Here is a 16,598-nt window from a genome sequence, read left to right as displayed (position 1 = left end):
ACGACTGCGGCGTACGCGTCAATCGACACGGCGCAAGTCAAGTAATCCGTCAAGCTCGCAAACGGCGCAGAGCACCGCCCGGGAAATGCTAGATGGTGAGTTCAGTTTGTGGAGGGGGAGATTCCGGCGGTCGAGGCTGGCCGTCGAGCCTGCTGGCGCTAGCGGCCAGATACGTAGGCGCAACACGAAACGGTCCTGCATGCGCCAGTCCCGGACCCGCAAGCGCTAGCGGCGGGAGGCAATTCATGGCTACGAGACAATCGAGGCTCATCTCGCAGCATGAGCCATGCTGTTCGGTGGAGTCCGTTTCGGAAACCATCTGTTCGGGCATCGCGTGTTCAGACATGCAGTGCTCGGCCATGCTTTGCGCCATTTCAGCACAATCAGCCGACCCAGCCATATCGCTCTGCGGAACGGCCGCTTGCGCAGCAACCTGCACAAACAGTCCGAAACTGAAGCAAATCAGGGTCAAGGCGCGAACAAACTTCACGAACCTGCGATAGTCTGAATACGGAGCCGAGGCAATCCAGCGACCAAAATGCGAATTTCGAGCATCATCTTCCGAATTCGTCGCCTTTGATATGTTCGGTGCCCGCTTCCTTATGCTTATCCCTGTGCGCATCGCGAAGGATATCGATCCCGCCATACAGGGCAATGCCAGCAACCGCGATCCCAACCACGAGATCCGGCCAATTTGCGCCTGTAAGCATAACGATGATCCCGGCGACGATGATGCCGCCGTTCGATATGAAATCGTTGAAGCTAAAGGTGGTCGCTGCGCGCAGATTAACATCCTTTTGCTGAAGCTTCTGGAGCATGCGCAGGCAGATGAGGTTCACCACCGCCGCGATGGCCGCCATGGCGATCATCATCAGGCCGCCCGGCTCCGAGCCTTCGATGAAACGCCTGACGGCATCGGCGATAACACCTCCGGCGAAGATCAGGAGCATGATGCCTGAGAAACGCGCGGCCCCTCGTTTCCAGGATTGCGAACGGGTGAGAGCCAGAAGACTGAGCGCGTAGACAAATGCATCGGAAGAATTGTCGAGCCCGTTGGCCAAGAGCGCGTTCGAGTCCGCAAAATAGGCAACGACAAAGAAACCAACCGCGATTGCGACGTTGAGCCACAATACGATCCACAATGTGCGTCGTTTGTCCGCCGAATCCAGATCGAAGTCATCGTTGCAGCTCATACTGGCTTCTCCGCTATGTCTTTTGTGCTGCCCTTCTCTTTATACGCCAGAAGGCGAAGCGCATTGGCGACCACGATCAGCGTTGATCCCTCGTGAACCGCGACAGCGGGGCCTATCCCGAGACCGAAAATGGTTGCCGGGATGAGCACGACAACAATTCCAAGACTGACGATCATATTCTGCCGGATGATCGACCGGGTCTGTCGGCTCAGATCGACGGCGAAAGGCAGTCGGGCGAGATCATCGGCCATCAGCGCGACATCGGCTGTCTCCAATGCAACGTCCGATCCGGCAGCCCCCATTGCTATCCCGACGGTGGCATTCGCCATGGCCGGAGCGTCATTGACCCCGTCTCCGACCATCGCAACCTTGTCCTGGCCGGCAAGCTTGCGGATGGCCTTGACCTTGTCATCGGGCATGAGATTGCCCCAGGCCTCGTCGAGGCCGACTTCCGTTCCAACCGCATCGGCCACTCTTTGGTCGTCGCCCGAGATCATGATCATTCGGGTGATCCCGAGGCCGCGCAACGCTTCGAGCGTCGCCTTTGCCGCCGCTCGCGGCGTGTCGAGCAAACCGATCGCTCCGAGATCGCGCGTTTCCGAGCGAACGCCCATTGTCGTTCGCCCGCGCTCGCGCATGCCCTCGATAGCATCCGACAGTTCGGCACTGAGCGGAGGGACCCCGTCTTGCCCGAACATTTCGAGCTTTCCGATCCACACCCGCTCACCGCCGACAAGCGCGGTGATGCCCTTGCCTGTGAAGCTTTCGAGATTGGTAGCTTCGGGCAGAGTCTCATCGCCAAGCCGCTGCTTGCCGTCCCTGACAATCGCCTGTGCCAGGGGATGATCGCTCAGATTTTCAGCCGCCGAAGCAATCGCAAGCAGTTCGTTTTCAGATACACCCTGCTCGGGTTCGACATCGGTAATGCGGGGTTCGCCTTCGGTAAGAGTACCGGTCTTGTCGAACGCGATGGCCTTGAGCGCACCGAGATCCTCGAGCGGCGCGCCGCCCTTCACCAGAATGCCGCTGCGTGCAGCTCTGGCCACTCCGGACAAGACCGCGCTCGGGGTCGCGATCGCCAAAGCGCACGGGCTCGCAGCCACAAGCACCGCCATCGCCCGGTAGAAACTGTCGCGGAACGGCTCGTCGATGACAACCCATGCGAAAAGGAGCAGGCCGGCCAGAGCGAGCACGGCAGGCACGAAAATTCGCTCGAAGCGCTGCGTGAAGCGCTGGGTAGGAGATTGCTGAGCCTCGGCTTCGCTCACCATTTGGACGACCTTGGCTAGGGTCGTATCGCTCGATCGCCGGGTCACTTCCACTTCGAGCGCGCCCGATCCGTTGATCGTCCCCGCGAAGACGCGATTGTCATCCGCAAGATTGTCAGGATTGGCGCGCGCAGAAGCGACATCCGAAACCGCGCTCTTGTCGACCGGCACGCTTTCGCCGGTCACCGGAGCCTGATTGATGGCACTGACGCCGTCCAAGATGAAGCCGTCAGCCGGAAGGCGTTCGTTCGGACGCACGATTACCACGTCGCCTAGCGCAAGCTCCTCGACCGGGATCTCAACTACGTCAGGTCCGCGCTTTACCCGTGCGGTGTCCGGGGCAAGCTCGGCGAGCGCTTCGATAGCATTCTTCGCGCGCCCCATCGCGTAGTGTTCGAGCGCGTGGCCGAAACTGAACAGGAACAGCAGTAGCGCGCCTTCGGCCCATTCCCCGAGAAAGGCGGCGCCCGCAGCGGCGACAAGCATGAGGCTGTCGATTTCGAACCGGCGGAGGCGCAAATTGTCCCACGCCTCTCGGAGAGTGAAGAAGCCTCCGAAGAAATATGCCGCTATATAGCAAGCGAACGGCAGCCAGACCGGATGCCCGTCCCACAGTTTCTCGATCCCGAAGCCGATGGCGAGAAATGCGCCCGAAGCGAGCGAGAAAAAGAGTTCAGTATTAGCGCCGAAGATGCCGCCGTGACTGTGCCCGGAATGATCTTTATCGTCATGGCGGTGTTCTTCAGCATCCCTGGCATTTGCGGCGATTTTGTCGGCCTTGATTGAAACCCCCAGTTCTTGCAGCGCATTGGCAATCGCGGTCTCATCGGTACGCCGGCGGTCGAACTCGGCGACCAGCTTTCCGCTCGCATCGGCATTTGCTTCAAGTACGCCGGATTCGCGGGCTACCAGATCTGCGACCGTCTGCGCCCGGCGCACCGAATTAATGCCCTCGGTTTGCCACACAACATGCCCGTAGCGCCCGGAAATTTCCGCTCCTGCTACGTGCGCAAGTTCTCTGATCCGCGCGATCGTGAGACGATCGGGATCGTAAGATATTGCAAGCTGGGCAGGTGTACTGTTCGATCCTGCAAGGACCTCGACCGCATGCACCCCGGCCCGCGAACTGAGCAACGACTGCAGCCGAGCGATACATCTGTCGGTGTCGCTCGGAATGTCCGGGAGAAGCGACGATAGTTCGAGTTCGATATTCCGTGTCACTAGCTGTCGCTCCTCGCTGCTGCTGATGTCTCAACCTGGGTCGCGCGCGGTTTTCTCGCGAAGATCAGGCTTACAATGGCTGGCAATACGAACAGGGTGAGCGCGGTGGCGGTGATCAACCCGCCAATGACAACCGTAGCCAATGGACGTTGCACTTCGGCCCCGGTTCCCGTCGCAAGCGCCATCGGAACAAAGCCGAGCGATGCGACAAGCGCTGTCATCAACACTGGCCGCAGCCGTGCGATCGCGCCCTCGATGATCGCGTCGCCCAGTTCCAAGCCTTGTTCGAGACGCTGCTTGATCGCTGTGATCATGACGAGGCCGTTCAGCGTCGCAACTCCGGAGAGAGCAATGAACCCCACCGCTGCCGAGATGGAAAAAGGCATGCCGCGCATAGCCAGGAAAAAGACCCCGCCAGCCAGTGCCATGGGGATTGCGCTGAACACCGCCAGCGCAGGGACCCAACCGCCGACCGCCAAATACAGGAGCAACAAGATGACGCCGAAGGCGAGCGGAACCACGATCAGCAGACGCTGCTGAGCCTGTTGCAGGTTCTGGTACTGACCGCCCCATTCGATGAACGATGCGGAAGGCAAATCAACGCCTGCAGCGACCTCGGATTGCGCCTGTTCGACGAATGACCCAAGATCGCGCTCGCGCACGTTGGCGGATACGATCACCAGCCGGCGACCCTGCTCGCGCCGGACCTCGGCCAAGCCATCAATCACCTGAAACTTTGCCACTGCGCGCAACGGCACGGTTCCTCCATTGGGAAGCACGATCGGCAATGATCCGAGCTGGTCGAAGTCATTGCGATTTGCATCCGATAGCCTGACCACGACATCGAAACGTCGATCGCCTTCGAACACCAGCCCTGCGTTTCGACCTCCAAGCGCTATGGCAACGGACTGCGCCACGTCTTCGACCGTGAGGCCGTAGCGCGCAATCGTTGGCCTATCGAAGGCTATATCGAGCGTCGGAAAACCCGAAACCTGCTGGACCTTCACATCGGCCGCGCCCTCGACACCGCGGAGCACGACCGCGACCTGGTTTGCAGCCGCAGTCATAGCCGTAAGATCATCCCCGTAGAGTTTGACCGCGACATCGCCGCGAACGCCTGCGATGAGCTCGTTGAAGCGCAGCTCGATGGGCTGGCTGAATTCGTAGAGATTACCAACGAGATTACCGAGCGCCTCTTCCATCTCGCTTACAAGCTGATCCTTAGACAGCGAGGGGTCCGGCCATTCTTCGCGCGGTTTGAGGATAACATAGGCATCCGAGATGTTCGGCGGCATAGGGTCGGTCGCGACCTCTGCCGTGCCGGTGCGCGAGAATACCAGCTCAACCTGCGGGAATTGCTTCAATCGCGCTTCGACCTGGCGCTGCATTGTAAGCGACTGCTCCAGTGGGGTGGAAGGAATACGCAATGACTGGACAGCCAGATCACGCTCGTCGAGCTGCGGTGTAAATTCGCTGCCGATGAAGCTGAAGACAAGCGCCGCGAGCGCGAACACGCCAACTCCGGTACCGATGACAGGCCATGGACGGGCAAGCGCTCTGCGCAGCAGCGGACCATAGCGCTCTTTCGCCAATCGGATGGGCTTTGCTTCCTGCTCGTTGATTTTCTTGTTCAGCAAGAGAGCGATCATCGCTGGGACGAAAGTAAGCGAGAGTATGAATGCTGAGGCAAGTGCCAGCATCACCGTGATGGCCATGGGCGAAAATGTCTTGCCCTCAACCCCGGTGAAGGTGAGGAGCGGCGCAAAAACCAGAAAGATGATCGCCTGGCCATACACCGTTGGCTTGATCATCTCATGCGCCGCTGCCCGCGTCTCGGCAAGGCGTTCGCGCAGTGTGAGCAAACGTCCCTCGTGCTCCTGCCTTGCGGCGAGGCGCGCGATGCTGTTTTCGACGATGATGACAGCGCCATCGACAATCAGGCCGAAATCAAGCGCACCAAGACTCATCAGGTTGCCAGATACGCCAAGCCGGTTCATGCCAATAGCTGCCATCAGCATCGACAAAGGGATGACCAGAGCTGCAATGATGGCGGCGCGGATGTTTCCAAGCAGCAGGAACAAAACGACAATGACGAGCAGCGCGCCCTCGACAAGGTTGTTGCGTACCGTCACGATGGTCGCATCGACGAGTGTCGAACGGTTGTAGACGATCTCCGCCTCAACTCCTGCTGGAAGCGACGACCGTACCTCGTCGAGCCTGTCGGCAGCACCCGCAGCTACGGTGCGGCTGTTTTCGCCTGCGCGCATCAGCACAGTACCGACGACGGCTTCCTCGCCATTCAGCGAGGCTGCACCTGTGCGGAGATCGCCGCCAATTTCGACCGTTGCCACGTCGCCGACGCGGATCGGCACACCTTCGCGCGTTGCCACCACTGCCTGCGCAATGTCTTCTACGGAATTCAGCCGGGAATCGACCCGTGCAAGAAGAGCTTCGCCAGCCCGTTCGACAAAGTTGGCGCCTTCGGCCTGGTTCGCCGCTTCCAGCGCGGTAATCAGCTGGTCGAGCGAAACGCCGTAGCCGTTGAGGCGGTCGGGGTCTGGCTGCACCAAGTACTGCTTCTCAAAGCCACCGATCGAGTCTACGCCCGCCACGCCGTTGGCCGAACGCATCAGCGGCGCGACGACCCAATCCTGTACCGTACGCAGATAGGCGGCTCTCGCCACCGCCGTGTCCAATCGCTCGCCCCGGTCCGTGACAAAGCTGCCGTCATTCTGCCAGCCAACAGCACCACCCTTGGGCGCATCGGTTCCGCCCGGATGCTCAAACTCGATGGTATACATCAACACCTCGCCGAGACCGGTCGCAATCGGACCCATCGACGGCTCCGCGCCTGCAGGAAGCGAAGAGGCGAGCGTGGCGAGCCGTTCCTCCACCTGCGATCGCGCGAAATAGATATCCGTGCCTTCCTCGAAGATCGCCGTGACCTGGCTAAAGCCATTGCGCGAGATCGAGCGGGTCATCTCCAGTCCCTCGATTCCGGCCATGCCGGTTTCGACAGGGAAGGTTACCTGCGTTTCGATCTGCGAGGGCGAGAGCGCCGGTGCCTCGGTGTTGATCTGCACCTGAACATTGGTGATGTCCGGCACCGCATCGATGGGCAATCGGGCGAGATTGAAAGCCCCCCAAATCGCTACGCAGAGGGCCAGAACCACGACCGCCCAGCGGTTTCGAACAGACCAGTCTAGGACGCTGCCAATCACGCCATCATGGCTGCTGCGCTCCTCCTCGAAGCCGCTTTCAGACCGATCAATGTCCATGTTCGGCCTCCTCTTTTCCGAGTTCGGCTTTGAGCAGGAAGGCGTTTTCGGTCGCGATCCGCTGGCCATTCTGCAATCCGGACTCGATCACGATGCGCCCTCCCGAGCGCGATCCCGTCACGACAGGCATCGCCCGAAAGCCGGTACGCGTGCGAACGAACACCACTTCACGGCCTTCGACCATCTGAACTGCGGATTCAGGCACCGAGATCAAGGTCGCATCGGTTTCACCTGAGGGCCGGATGCGCGCCTGCAAGAATGCGCCTGGCTGCAATCCGGGGACCGCTCCAGCGAGCGAAATAACTGCGGTTGCGCTGCGGCTTTCCGGATCGAGCGCGGGGGTTATCGAGCGCACACGTCCGCCGATCTCCCGCTCCTCTCCGAATTCCAGCGTTGCCTCGTCGCCGGGCCTAATTCTCGCAGCATCACTGGCGGGCAGAGCAACCTGCACTTGCAAGCCGCTCGCGTTCACGATCTGGAACATCTCTTCACCGGCGGAGACGTAGGAGCCAAGCACGATCGGCGCGCTGGTGATCTGCCCTGAAATCGGACTCGTCACGGCCAGCGAACGTCCATCCCCGCTGACACCAGCAGCGGCGGATGCAGCTTGTGCGCGTGACAGCTCCGATCTTGCCACTTGCAGATTGGCCTGCGCCGCTTCGAGATCCTGCCGGGCCGTCACATTGGCCTCGAACAGCCGCTTTTCGCGGTCGTAGAGCGCAGACAGTTCATTGACCCGCGCACGCGCGGTAGCGACCTGCGCAGCCAGTCCGGCAGCATCAGCGCTCTCGATCCGCGCGATCGCCTCCCCCTGCCTGACATAATCGCCCAGCATCTTGTTCACGCTCCTCACCACACCGGATGCACGCGCATCGATCCGTGCGCTGGCATTCGGCGCCGCGGCGACGGTCGCTGGGAATACAAGCTCCGTTGCTGCGCCGAATTGGACAGCTTCGATTTCTATCGACGAAGCTGCGATCTGCTTCGCGTCGATCAGCAGAACGCCTTCGGGGACTTCGCTCTTTTCACCTTGTTCCGCTTGCTGGTCGGGCCCGTTTGAGTCAGCGGGCCAGAAGACCCAGGCCAAGGCGGCCAGCAAGATCAGGACACCGATTACGGCGATCAAATGGCTACGTTTCATGGAAATGGGCCTCACTGTGTGGTGAGCCAGATGAGCCGCGCCGCGAGCAGGCCGCGGGTCTCTTCTGCCTGAATCAGATTTTCACGAATGGCGTCGCGCGCTTCGGCAGCCGCCAGAACTTCGATCAGCGGAAATCTGCCATTGCGGTAGCCGATTTCGACGAGCCTGAGCGCTTCCTCAGCCTGCGGCAGGGATGCGCTGGAGAGGGTCTCCACACGCGTTTCGGCGGCCAGATAAAGCGTTCGCGTCCGCTCGAACTCCACGCGGTAGTCCGCCTCGGCTATCGCCTCGCTCGCGCTTGCCGCGCGGTATTGCGCCTCGGCGGCTGCGATGTTGCCCTGGTTGCGGTTGCGAAAGGGAAGCGGAATGGAAATCCCGACGATGAACGCTTGATCGCTGCTTTCCTCAAAACGGCGCACACCTGCCGACAGCGTTGGGTCGGGAACGCCAAGCGAGCGCTCACGCGCAATTTCGGCTTCAGCAAAGGTGGTTCGAGCGCCCGCAATGCGCAGTTGCAACGGATCTTCGGAAACCGGCGGCGCAAGGGGCGGCGATAAGTCAGGAAAGACGTTCGATACTGCGGGATTGGGCTGTCCGGATACCCAGAGAGCCGCGAGCGCCTGACGTGCTGCTAAATCGTCTGCTTGTGCAGCCTGCAATTCGGCCTCCGCCTCGGCAAGCGTAGCTTGTGCACGCATAGCTCGAAGAGGCGGCTCCCGCCCGACCTCTACAAGCACGTTGGCGATCCGCGTCAGTTCACGGTTTCGCTCGACGATTTCCCGCGCGAGAACGAGGCGCTGGCCTGCGGCGACGGCCTGCACATAACGCTCGCGCACCCCCAAAGCGAGTTGCGACAAGGCAAATTCGCTCTGCAAGCCGGCGAAATCGGACGATGCGCGTGCGCTCGCGATGCGTGCGCTTCGCTTGCCGCCGAGTTCGAGCGGCTGACCGATCGCTAGGGTATATTCGGTCGATCGCAGCCCGGAGAAAGCGCCGGAGCCCGCGATGTTCTCGGCCTCAAGCGATAGCTCGGGATTGGGTCGGAGGCGTGCTTGGTCGATAGCCGCACGCGCGGCTTCGGCCTCCGCCTGAGGGCCGTAAACCCGTGGATTGCTGGAAGGGTCATCTTCCCCTTCAATGCCGACGCCCGCTCGAGCGAGCGCTTCCTCGAGTGTAACTGTTTCCTGTGCCAATACTGGCGAACCCGTGGACACGGCAATCAAGGCCGCGGCCAGTGCAAAGCACCGCATTATTGTATCTCCTGACTGAAACCAATCGAGCGCGCGCAGGCGCACTCGCACATGATTTGCTGTCAGGCTTTGGGAGGTTGGATCAGAACCGGCGGCGCGCGCGAGGTGAGCATCGAAGTCGCAAGCGGACCCTTCAGGCTATTCGTGCGCGCAAAGGGCGACCCCAGGAACACTCCACTATCGGCGAGACCGAAGCTGCAATTGTGATGATGCGTTGCCGAATGATCCTGACCATCATGGTCCGGCTCGGGATCATTCCTATCGAAGTGGTCAGCCCCATGCGCATAAACGTGATCGGCCGCATGAACGAAGCTTTCGCCTTCTGAAGCATGCGCGTCAGGTAACGATAGGACACTACCGAAAAGAATGGCGATGATCGCAAGGAAGGGCAACACAAAACGCGGCACGTTACTCAACCCTTTAGGAGCCTTGCAAAGCTCGCGCAACCACGGCTGTCTGAGCGCTTGTCTTTTCATGATCACGATTTGGCACCGACGAATTCATACGCACAACCGGCTAGAAACTCGCGGAAATGAACTTCACGCAGAAACTGGCATGCTGGAAGCCAAGGGCGGAACTCTTCATATTCCCGCGCCACACCGAACGGTTTGGTCAGCAATATGCCGATTTCAATCAGCCATCGCGGCCAGCGCTCGGGGTGCTTCAGGCCAAGCAGGGCCATCCGGCCACCCGTCGGGAGAGCAGCCGAGGCGCGCTCGATGATCGCGGCGTAGTCAGGTGGCATTTCCAGTCCAAAGGTGCTGATGACTGCGCTAGTCTCGCTCGGAAAGCGGAAGGCGGCTACGTCTGACTGCACAAATTCGACATTACTTGCTCGCAGGCGCTTCGCTCGTCGACGGGCTTGGTCGAGCATGCCTTGCGAAAGGTCGACCAGCGTCACCTTGCCGCTTGGTCCTACTCTCTCAAGCAGAAACGCGAGGTTTGCGCCGGTGCCAGCACACAGATCCACCACATGGTCGCCGGCGTTGAGTTCAAGCCGGTTAACCAGATCGCGTCGCCAGCGACCAAGACCGGCCCACCGAAACCCCGAGACCAATCGGTCATAGATTCCCGCGTTCTTGTCGTAGAGGCGTTCAACCTGTTCGTTGGAGAGAATTGCCATGGCGCGAGCTAGATGGCTTCGCCAGAAGAGATCGTAAGAACCTCTGAGAGGTCGTCCGGGTATGGCATTGGCGCGAACGCGCTCACGTTTGCGCGTCCGGTATTCCCCCAAGGAAGCCGTCCGGTGAGATTGCCAAGGGGAGCGAGCGAAAGACGTATGACCTGCCCCAGAACTTCCCGGCCATCGCGGGTTTCAACCGCATAGCCCAGCATCGTCATATGTGAACGAAGGTGCGGCCCGAAGAAGCCCTGGCCCAGAATATGTTCTCGCTCGAGCGCGGTCCAAGCCAAAGCCCGGTCACCAGACTGCCTGGCGGTACGGAAAACGCGCCGCTCAGCTTCGATAAGTTCAATAATGTCCTTCTTTGCCACAGGATTTTACCGTTCTGCTTGCATCCTCGAATTGTCTTATGCACCTTGTAGTGGCTACAAGGTCAAGCATTGCGAGAAACCCATGAAGATTGGTGCCCTGGCGCGGAAGACCGGCACGACCGCCGAAACCATCCGCTACTACGAACGGACCGGATTGCTGGAGGAACCACCACGCACCGCCGGCAACTACCGGGACTATGGCCCGACCGAATTGGCCAGATTGCGGTTTATCCGCCGCGCACGCGACCTCGGCTTCACCATGGCGGAGGTGCGCCAATTGCTTTCTTTGGCGGATGATCCATCGCAATCGTGCGAAGCCGTGGACTCTATTGCCAGCCTCCACCTGCGCGAGGTGGATCGGAAGCTTGGTGACTTGCGAAAACTGCGAACCGAACTGCGCCATATGGTCGACGACTGCCAGCACGGAGCGGTTGGCGAATGCCGGATAATCGAAGTGCTTTCCGGCTAGCCGGACAGAGGGCGTTTATGGGAGCAGTGACGGGACGCAAGACATGATCATCTCGAAATTCGGGGCGTGTTCTGACATATCTCGTCGGTGCGTTCGACAACAGAACCGATCCAGTCATCGATCTCGGATTCGACCCAAACCGTGCAACGGGGACCGAGCGAACGCGACTTTGGAAAACGGCCTTCGCGCATCCGCTGATAGATTGCCGTTCGGCGCAGGCCCACGCGCGCCATGACCTCGGGAAGACGAATGAGCCGGTCTGGCGTTGGCTCGACAGGAACGGCTTCCGCGTCCGTTTCGAGACCGGTCGTCATTTCAGAGAGCGAAGCTTTGTTCATCCTGCCGCTCCAGTTGCGCGAGGTGATCCGACAGGAGACCGGCGGTGCGGTGCGCGGTCCCCTTTGCCCAGCGCGGTCTCACATCGAGCAGCCTCTCGCCCAGCGCCTGATCCAAAGCAGACGGCAACTCGCTTATGAAGGTTTCAAGAAATTCCAGCACGCCGCTATTCTGCCAATCCTCGCTACGCTGCGAGTACCCCGCGAGTGCCAGCATCAGGGAGGTGCGCGGCGCGTGTCCGCTCGCGTCAAGGATGGCCAGCGCCTCTGGCAGTGTGGCTGACCGTGTCCCGGCGAGGATGCGTCGGAGCGCGTCCTTGTTGATATTCGTCTGTGCGGCAATCGTCCGCCGGGACTTGCCACTTTCGTCCACGGCATGGTCGAGGAAAGCTGCGACTCCTCGCGATAGTTCTTCCCATTTGTCGTTTGCGTTTCGCGCCATTGTTCCTGCTTCCGGTGATCTTTAGCGAATCACCAACAGGCTAGGCAACGCGTCAAACTGTAGGAAAGGAAAAAGAACAAATAAGGAACACGTAGGAAACCGGCTCATCGTCACACGATTTGATTCGCGCAGATTCCGGTCCCTCGATCTCAGATTTCGGTATGGGTGGCGCAATGATCGGTATTCTTGGCCGCAATGTCTGCACCGGTCGCGCAAAACCCGGTCAGATTGCCCAGAATCGACGATTTCTCTTGGTCGGAATACCGCGTGCTGCAGTTTCCGTTTTCCTACACCCTGCCTTCCAATCGAGGAAAGAACATACAGCGAACGCATCGCTGCCAATGTTCGAAACGGAGTTCCTCGATGACCAAAGCAATCACTCTTCAGCGCCAATCCAGCAAAGGCATTCGTGCCCGCAACTATATTCTTCCGGCCGCCATTGCGCTCGCCTGCGCCGGTGCCGCCTATGCCGGTGCCGATACGACCTTTGATCCGGCGCTGCAGAAATTTACCGACTTCCTCGAAGGTTCGGGCGGGAAAATCATCACCGTCCTCAGCCTTGCCGGCGGGCTTATCGCGCTCGCCTCGGGCCGCTTCGCCCTCGGGCAGGTCGCGGTCCCGGTCGGTGTCGGTATCGGCGTCGGCACCGGTGTGCCGATCGTCACCTCGGTCGTGACCGCGACCATCTGATCGCGGTCTAACGACGGGAGGGCGGCATGGCCGACAGATACCTCGTTCCACGGCGGCTCGACGATCCGGAGCTCATCGGTTTCTGGACCATCGACGAGTTTGCGGGACTGCTCGTCCCGTTCGCCTGGGGCATCCTTGCGCAGCACATCATCATCGGCACCGGCCTATCGGTCATGACCTGGTTCGCCCTTCGAAAGGCCAAAGCTTCAGGTGCAGGGTCGAAACTGGTGCATGCTGCCTACTGGTATCTGCCGGGGAGCTTCCTCGGGCTGAAAGCCACGCCGCCCTCCCACTGTCGCCTGCTCGCAGGCTGAGGGAGGACATCCATGAAACACGAATTCGCCTACGAGGAAGCGCAGCGTCACCTCAAGCAGCGTAACCGCTTTGCCGCGCTGGCATCCGTTCTCGGCCTTACCAGCCTGCTGGCGGTCGGCGCGGCGGCAACGCGCGAGGAAAGCATGATCCTCGTGCCTGTCACGAGCGAGCGCCTGACGCTCGGCAGCGGCGCGACCGATGCGCACTACCTCGAGCTTGTCACCCGCGACACCGCGCTGATGCTGCTCAATCGCGCACCCGAGAGCCTCGACTACTGGATGGAACAGGTCCTGAAGGTGGCAGATCCCTCTGCGCACGGCCGCCTCAAGGCCGAGCTCGTCAAGATCGTCGACGAGCAACGCGGCTCGGACATCAGCCAGGCCTTCGTCATCTCGCGGATGGAGGTCGACCCGCAGGCGCTCACCGCGACCGTCACCGGAACGCTCAAGACCTTTGTCGGCGCGCAGGTGATCGCGAGCCAGCAGCGCAGCTTCGAATTCAGCTGGAACCGCCGCGGCCTCAGCCTCGGCCTCACCGGCTTCCGCCAGCTCCCAACCGAAACCGAGGAGGAGAACCCATGACACTCCTATCCCGCCCCTTCCCCGCCGCGCTGACCAGCGTTGCGCTGGCAATCGCCACGGCCGCCTACGCTTCACCGGCACATGCCGACCAGTTCGTCGAGGCCGCTGATGGCGCCGCGATCGATTGCGTGCTCGCGCGCGGCGCGCTGACCCGTATCGCCCTCATCGAGGATGGTTTCGCCAATGTCTCGAAGATGGCGAGCGGCTATCCCTACAACGATTTCGAGGTGACCCACGAACCGGTGCGCGGCGACATTTATGTCTCGGTGCCGCTGCAATATGCGAGCGCCAGAGTCAGCTTCTTCGCGACCAGCAGCGCGGGCTATGTCTATAAGTTCGCCTGCCGCGTCGATGGCGAGGAAGCGAGCCAGCTCTTCGTCACCAATCCCGCGCTCGCCAAGTCCCAGGCGAGCGAATGGGAAGGCTATGCAGCGACGCGCGACGAAGCCGCGATCCGCCTGATCGAGGCGATGGCGAGCGACGGTGTTCTGCCGGGCTTCCGGGCGCGCGCCGAACTCTCGCGACCACGCCGCACCGACAGCCTCGAAGTGCAGCAGGTCGCCGAATATGAAGGTGCCGAGCTGATCGGTCAGGCCTTCACCCTGCGCAATCTCGGCCCGATGCCCGTCGACCTTGCCGGTGAACGCGAGGCGCCCGCCGGGGCGCTGGCCTTTGCTTATGGCCGCGACAGTCTCCAGCCCGGCGAGAGCACGCAGGCCTTCCTCGTCTTTGCGAAGGGAGGGCTCGAATAATGGCCGATACCGACAGACACGATACGCCCGCCGCAGCGCCCAAGGACGAGACGCGCGGCGAAGCCCGGCGCAATCTCAACCGCACGGTCGCGCAGCGCCAGAAGCTGCTGCTCGCCGGCATCGGCGGGGTGGCACTCATCTCCGGTTCGATGTTCATCTTCGGCGGCGAGGATGAAGCCGGCGCCGGCGGCGCGGGCGCGACCACGATCGAGACCGGCGCGCTGGTCAATCGCAATCTCTCGCAGCGCGAATTCGTCGCCACTTATGGCAACCGTCTTGATGCGCAGGGCCGCGCGATCAAGGACCTGCAGGAAAGCCAGCTTCCCAAGGCCTCGATCGAGCAGGAGCTCGAGACATTGCGCGGCGAAAACGCGCGGATGATCAGCGACGGTCAGGCGGCGATCGATGCGATCTCGGCCGAGAACGCCGCCTTGCGCTCGGAACTCGAGACGGTGCGCGCCAATCCCCCAGTTACGCCGGTTCCCTCAGCCGATCCGCGGGCTCCGGGCTTCCCTCCCGGAGCGCTCGAGCCACCCAGCGAACCCAAGGCAAGCCTGCTGAGTTTCTCATCCGACAAGCCGGGCGCCGCCAAGACCAAGGCAATCGAAAGCGCGCCGACGCTGCTGCTCGAGGCAAGCCGCGATTACCTGCCGCCCAACAGCTATGCACCTGCCACCGTGATCGTCGGGGTCGACGCCTCGACGGGCGTTACCAGCCAGAGCGATCCGCTGCCCGTGGTGCTGCGTATCACCGGTCCGGCGCGCTCGGTGCTGCAGGGCAACAAGCTTCTCACCACCGATCTCACCGGCTGCCTCGTCAACGGCGCGGCGCGCGGCGATCTCTCGGCCGAGAAGGTTTACGTCAAGCTTGTGCGCATGACCTGTGCGCAACCGGGCGGACGCTTTGCGGTGAGCGAGGTCAAGGGGTTCATCGCCTTTGCCGGCAAGTCGGGCGTTCGCGGCAATGTCGTCAGCCGCGAAGGCAGCCTCGTCAGCCAGGCGCTGCTCGCCGGGATCGTCGGCGGGTTCGGACGCGGCTTCTCGGCCAATGCCAACGGCATCTTTGCGCAGCCTGTCGGCAGCGACGGCAGGCGCGACGCGCTCTCGCCGACCGACATTCTCGCAGGCGGCCTCGGCCAGGGCGCGGGCGAAGCCGCCGACACGGTCAGCAAATACCTCATCGAACGCGCAGAACAGTACCAACCCGTCGTCGAGATGCCGACCGGCATCGCAGTCGAGATCGTCTTTCTCGACGGCGTCCATGTCAGGAGCACACCCCAATGAACTACTCGAACCAGCGGCCCGGCCTCAAGGCGCGCGCCGCGCACATATCGCTCGCCGCCGCCAGCGCAGCAGCCCTCCTTACAAGCGGTGTCGCGGTAGTGACCGCCATGCCGGCGCAGGCCGCGATCACGCAGAATGTGGTTGAAGCGCTCAAGCTTCGTCTGCCCAAGACACCGATCGACGCGCTCGATTGCAAGACATTCGCGCCGTGGTGCGAGGTCGTCTCGGGAGAGACGCTGTTCTACATCGACGAAGCGGCACGCTACCTCTTCGTCGGGCGGCTCTACGACATGGAGGAGCGGCGCGACGTAACCGCCGCGCGCCTGCTTGAACTCAATCCCGACCTGCTCGCCGCCGGCGCAGCCCGCGCTGCCGGCGAGGACACTGCCGGTCGGCACGACGTTGCAGAACCCCGCGACAGGCGGGCCGCGACGCATGTCGATCTCAAAGTCTTGCCCGCAGTAGGCGCGATCCTGTGGGGCAATCCCAAGGGGCCGAAGCTGGTTGTCTTCTCGGATTTCCAGTGCGGCTACTGCAAGCGGCTCACCGGCGAACTCGAGAAGGCAGGCGTCCTTGTCGAGGAGCGGCCGATCTCGATCTTCGGCGCATCGAGCCGCCGCATGTCCGAGGCGGTGCTGTGCGCCGCCGATCCGGTCGGGGCGCTCCATGCCGCCTACACCGGCAAGCACCTCGAACCGCGCGCTGCCTGCAAGAAAGCAGCTGCGCTCGATGCCAACGAAGCCTTTGCACAGGCCAACGGCTTTGCCGGAACCCCGGTGATCGTCAGAGCGCGCGACGGTGCGGTGCTGCACGGCTACCGCGATGCAAAGACACTGCGCGCATTTGCCAATGCCAAGACCGGATCGAAGCAATGAGCGGCCGTGTG

18 protein-coding genes are annotated in these 16,598 nt (G+C 61.6%); 7 read left to right on the top strand and 11 right to left on the bottom strand.

Features of this window, described 5'->3' with window-relative positions:
* Window positions 1-88 precede the first annotated feature (88 nt).
* From ACQY4G_RS11290 to ACQY4G_RS11250, 9 genes are all read right to left on the bottom strand, one after another.
* Window positions 89-490: a hypothetical protein gene (locus tag ACQY4G_RS11290; protein WP_421991002.1), complete on the bottom strand. Its 402-nt coding sequence runs from the start codon at window positions 488-490 to the stop codon at window positions 89-91.
* A gap of 64 nt (window positions 491-554) precedes the next feature.
* Entirely contained in the window at window positions 555-1,193 is a 639-nt protein-coding gene (locus ACQY4G_RS11285) for a cation diffusion facilitator family transporter (protein WP_138615244.1), read from the bottom strand.
* Window positions 1,190-3,682, bottom strand: a complete 2,493-nt coding sequence (locus tag ACQY4G_RS11280) for a heavy metal translocating P-type ATPase (protein ID WP_421991000.1) — start codon at window positions 3,680-3,682, stop codon at window positions 1,190-1,192. Before ACQY4G_RS11280 ends, ACQY4G_RS11285 begins: the two co-directional genes overlap by 4 nt.
* Window positions 3,682-6,903, bottom strand: coding sequence for an efflux RND transporter permease subunit (locus ACQY4G_RS11275; protein WP_138616261.1), 3,222 nt, complete (start codon window positions 6,901-6,903; stop codon window positions 3,682-3,684). The genes ACQY4G_RS11280 and ACQY4G_RS11275 overlap by 1 nt, the downstream gene beginning before the upstream one ends.
* Window positions 6,904-6,949: 46 nt before the next feature.
* The gene (locus ACQY4G_RS11270; RefSeq protein ID WP_007163837.1) at window positions 6,950-8,101 is read right to left on the bottom strand and encodes an efflux RND transporter periplasmic adaptor subunit; all 1,152 of its coding nucleotides are present in this window, start codon (window positions 8,099-8,101) and stop codon (window positions 6,950-6,952) included.
* 11 nt (window positions 8,102-8,112) lie between these two features.
* Entirely contained in the window at window positions 8,113-9,351 is a 1,239-nt protein-coding gene (locus ACQY4G_RS11265) for a TolC family protein (protein WP_086438279.1), read from the bottom strand.
* A gap of 62 nt (window positions 9,352-9,413) precedes the next feature.
* Window positions 9,414-9,827, bottom strand: coding sequence for a hypothetical protein (locus ACQY4G_RS11260; protein ID WP_421990998.1), 414 nt, complete (start codon window positions 9,825-9,827; stop codon window positions 9,414-9,416).
* A gap of 2 nt (window positions 9,828-9,829) precedes the next feature.
* Window positions 9,830-10,474 (bottom strand): class I SAM-dependent methyltransferase, encoded by a 645-nt coding sequence (locus ACQY4G_RS11255; RefSeq protein ID WP_421990996.1) that lies wholly within the window; start codon window positions 10,472-10,474, stop codon window positions 9,830-9,832.
* An 8-nt stretch (window positions 10,475-10,482) separates the two neighbouring features.
* Complete coding sequence (locus ACQY4G_RS11250) at window positions 10,483-10,845, bottom strand: DUF3703 domain-containing protein (RefSeq protein ID WP_421990994.1); 363 nt, start codon at window positions 10,843-10,845, stop codon at window positions 10,483-10,485.
* A gap of 82 nt (window positions 10,846-10,927) precedes the next feature.
* On the opposite strand from ACQY4G_RS11250, the gene ACQY4G_RS11245 reads away from it, so the two are divergent.
* Window positions 10,928-11,314: a MerR family transcriptional regulator gene (locus ACQY4G_RS11245; protein ID WP_007163832.1), complete on the top strand. Its 387-nt coding sequence runs from the start codon at window positions 10,928-10,930 to the stop codon at window positions 11,312-11,314.
* Window positions 11,315-11,361: 47 nt separating this feature from the next.
* Here ACQY4G_RS11245 and ACQY4G_RS11240 read toward each other — a convergent pair whose 3' ends face one another.
* A complete protein-coding gene (locus tag ACQY4G_RS11240) occupies window positions 11,362-11,628 on the bottom strand; it encodes an AlpA family transcriptional regulator (RefSeq protein ID WP_086438276.1) in 267 nt (88 codons plus the stop codon).
* Between the two features lies 1 nt (window position 11,629).
* Window positions 11,630-12,091, bottom strand: a complete 462-nt coding sequence (locus ACQY4G_RS11235; protein ID WP_138615241.1) for a hypothetical protein — start codon at window positions 12,089-12,091, stop codon at window positions 11,630-11,632.
* A 363-nt stretch (window positions 12,092-12,454) separates the two neighbouring features.
* On the opposite strand from ACQY4G_RS11235, the gene ACQY4G_RS11230 reads away from it, so the two are divergent.
* From ACQY4G_RS11230 to ACQY4G_RS11205, 6 genes are read left to right on the top strand one after another with little or no spacing between them, the layout of a single operon-like run.
* The gene (locus ACQY4G_RS11230; RefSeq protein WP_011413834.1) at window positions 12,455-12,781 is read left to right on the top strand and encodes a hypothetical protein; all 327 of its coding nucleotides are present in this window, start codon (window positions 12,455-12,457) and stop codon (window positions 12,779-12,781) included.
* Window positions 12,782-12,807: 26 nt separating this feature from the next.
* Window positions 12,808-13,095: a type IV conjugative transfer system protein TraL gene (gene traL, locus ACQY4G_RS11225; RefSeq protein ID WP_011413833.1), complete on the top strand. Its 288-nt coding sequence runs from the start codon at window positions 12,808-12,810 to the stop codon at window positions 13,093-13,095.
* Window positions 13,096-13,107: 12 nt separating this feature from the next.
* Window positions 13,108-13,677, top strand: a complete 570-nt coding sequence (locus tag ACQY4G_RS11220) for a type IV conjugative transfer system protein TraE (protein WP_011413832.1) — start codon at window positions 13,108-13,110, stop codon at window positions 13,675-13,677.
* The gene (locus tag ACQY4G_RS11215) at window positions 13,674-14,429 is read left to right on the top strand and encodes a type-F conjugative transfer system secretin TraK (protein ID WP_011413831.1); all 756 of its coding nucleotides are present in this window, start codon (window positions 13,674-13,676) and stop codon (window positions 14,427-14,429) included. The genes ACQY4G_RS11220 and ACQY4G_RS11215 overlap by 4 nt, the downstream gene beginning before the upstream one ends.
* Window positions 14,429-15,712 carry a TraB/VirB10 family protein gene (locus ACQY4G_RS11210; protein ID WP_138615240.1) on the top strand — a complete coding sequence of 428 codons (1,284 nt, stop codon included), beginning with the start codon at window positions 14,429-14,431 and terminating at the stop codon, window positions 15,710-15,712. Before ACQY4G_RS11215 ends, ACQY4G_RS11210 begins: the two co-directional genes overlap by 1 nt.
* On the top strand, window positions 15,709-16,587 hold the full coding sequence (locus tag ACQY4G_RS11205; RefSeq protein ID WP_007163824.1) for a DsbC family protein: 879 nt from the start codon (window positions 15,709-15,711) through the stop codon (window positions 16,585-16,587). The genes ACQY4G_RS11210 and ACQY4G_RS11205 overlap by 4 nt, the downstream gene beginning before the upstream one ends.
* The last annotated feature ends 11 nt before the right edge of the window (window positions 16,588-16,598 follow it).

The organism is Qipengyuania sp. (genome assembly GCF_965277845.1).
Lineage (GTDB): Bacteria > Pseudomonadota > Alphaproteobacteria > Sphingomonadales > Sphingomonadaceae > Qipengyuania.
Note: the sequence above shows the minus strand (reverse complement) of the source record. Positions and strands in the feature narration are given on the sequence as shown.

Coding starts and splice junctions, on each gene's coding strand:
- ACQY4G_RS11230 (WP_011413834.1), top strand. CDS start 12,455: ATGACCAAAGCAATCACTCTTCAGCGCCAATCCAGCAAAGGCATTCGT.
- ACQY4G_RS11215 (WP_011413831.1), top strand. CDS start 13,674: ATGACACTCCTATCCCGCCCCTTCCCCGCCGCGCTGACCAGCGTTGCG.
- ACQY4G_RS11255 (WP_421990996.1), bottom strand. CDS start 10,474: ATGGCAATTCTCTCCAACGAACAGGTTGAACGCCTCTACGACAAGAAC.
- ACQY4G_RS11245 (WP_007163832.1), top strand. CDS start 10,928: ATGAAGATTGGTGCCCTGGCGCGGAAGACCGGCACGACCGCCGAAACC.
- ACQY4G_RS11265 (WP_086438279.1), bottom strand. CDS start 9,351: ATGCGGTGCTTTGCACTGGCCGCGGCCTTGATTGCCGTGTCCACGGGT.
- ACQY4G_RS11270 (WP_007163837.1), bottom strand. CDS start 8,101: ATGAAACGTAGCCATTTGATCGCCGTAATCGGTGTCCTGATCTTGCTG.
- ACQY4G_RS11210 (WP_138615240.1), top strand. CDS start 14,429: ATGGCCGATACCGACAGACACGATACGCCCGCCGCAGCGCCCAAGGAC.
- ACQY4G_RS11220 (WP_011413832.1), top strand. CDS start 13,108: ATGAAACACGAATTCGCCTACGAGGAAGCGCAGCGTCACCTCAAGCAG.
- ACQY4G_RS11235 (WP_138615241.1), bottom strand. CDS start 12,091: ATGGCGCGAAACGCAAACGACAAATGGGAAGAACTATCGCGAGGAGTC.
- ACQY4G_RS11285 (WP_138615244.1), bottom strand. CDS start 1,193: ATGAGCTGCAACGATGACTTCGATCTGGATTCGGCGGACAAACGACGC.
- ACQY4G_RS11240 (WP_086438276.1), bottom strand. CDS start 11,628: ATGACGACCGGTCTCGAAACGGACGCGGAAGCCGTTCCTGTCGAGCCA.
- ACQY4G_RS11205 (WP_007163824.1), top strand. CDS start 15,709: ATGAACTACTCGAACCAGCGGCCCGGCCTCAAGGCGCGCGCCGCGCAC.
- traL (WP_011413833.1), top strand. CDS start 12,808: ATGGCCGACAGATACCTCGTTCCACGGCGGCTCGACGATCCGGAGCTC.
- ACQY4G_RS11260 (WP_421990998.1), bottom strand. CDS start 9,827: ATGAAAAGACAAGCGCTCAGACAGCCGTGGTTGCGCGAGCTTTGCAAG.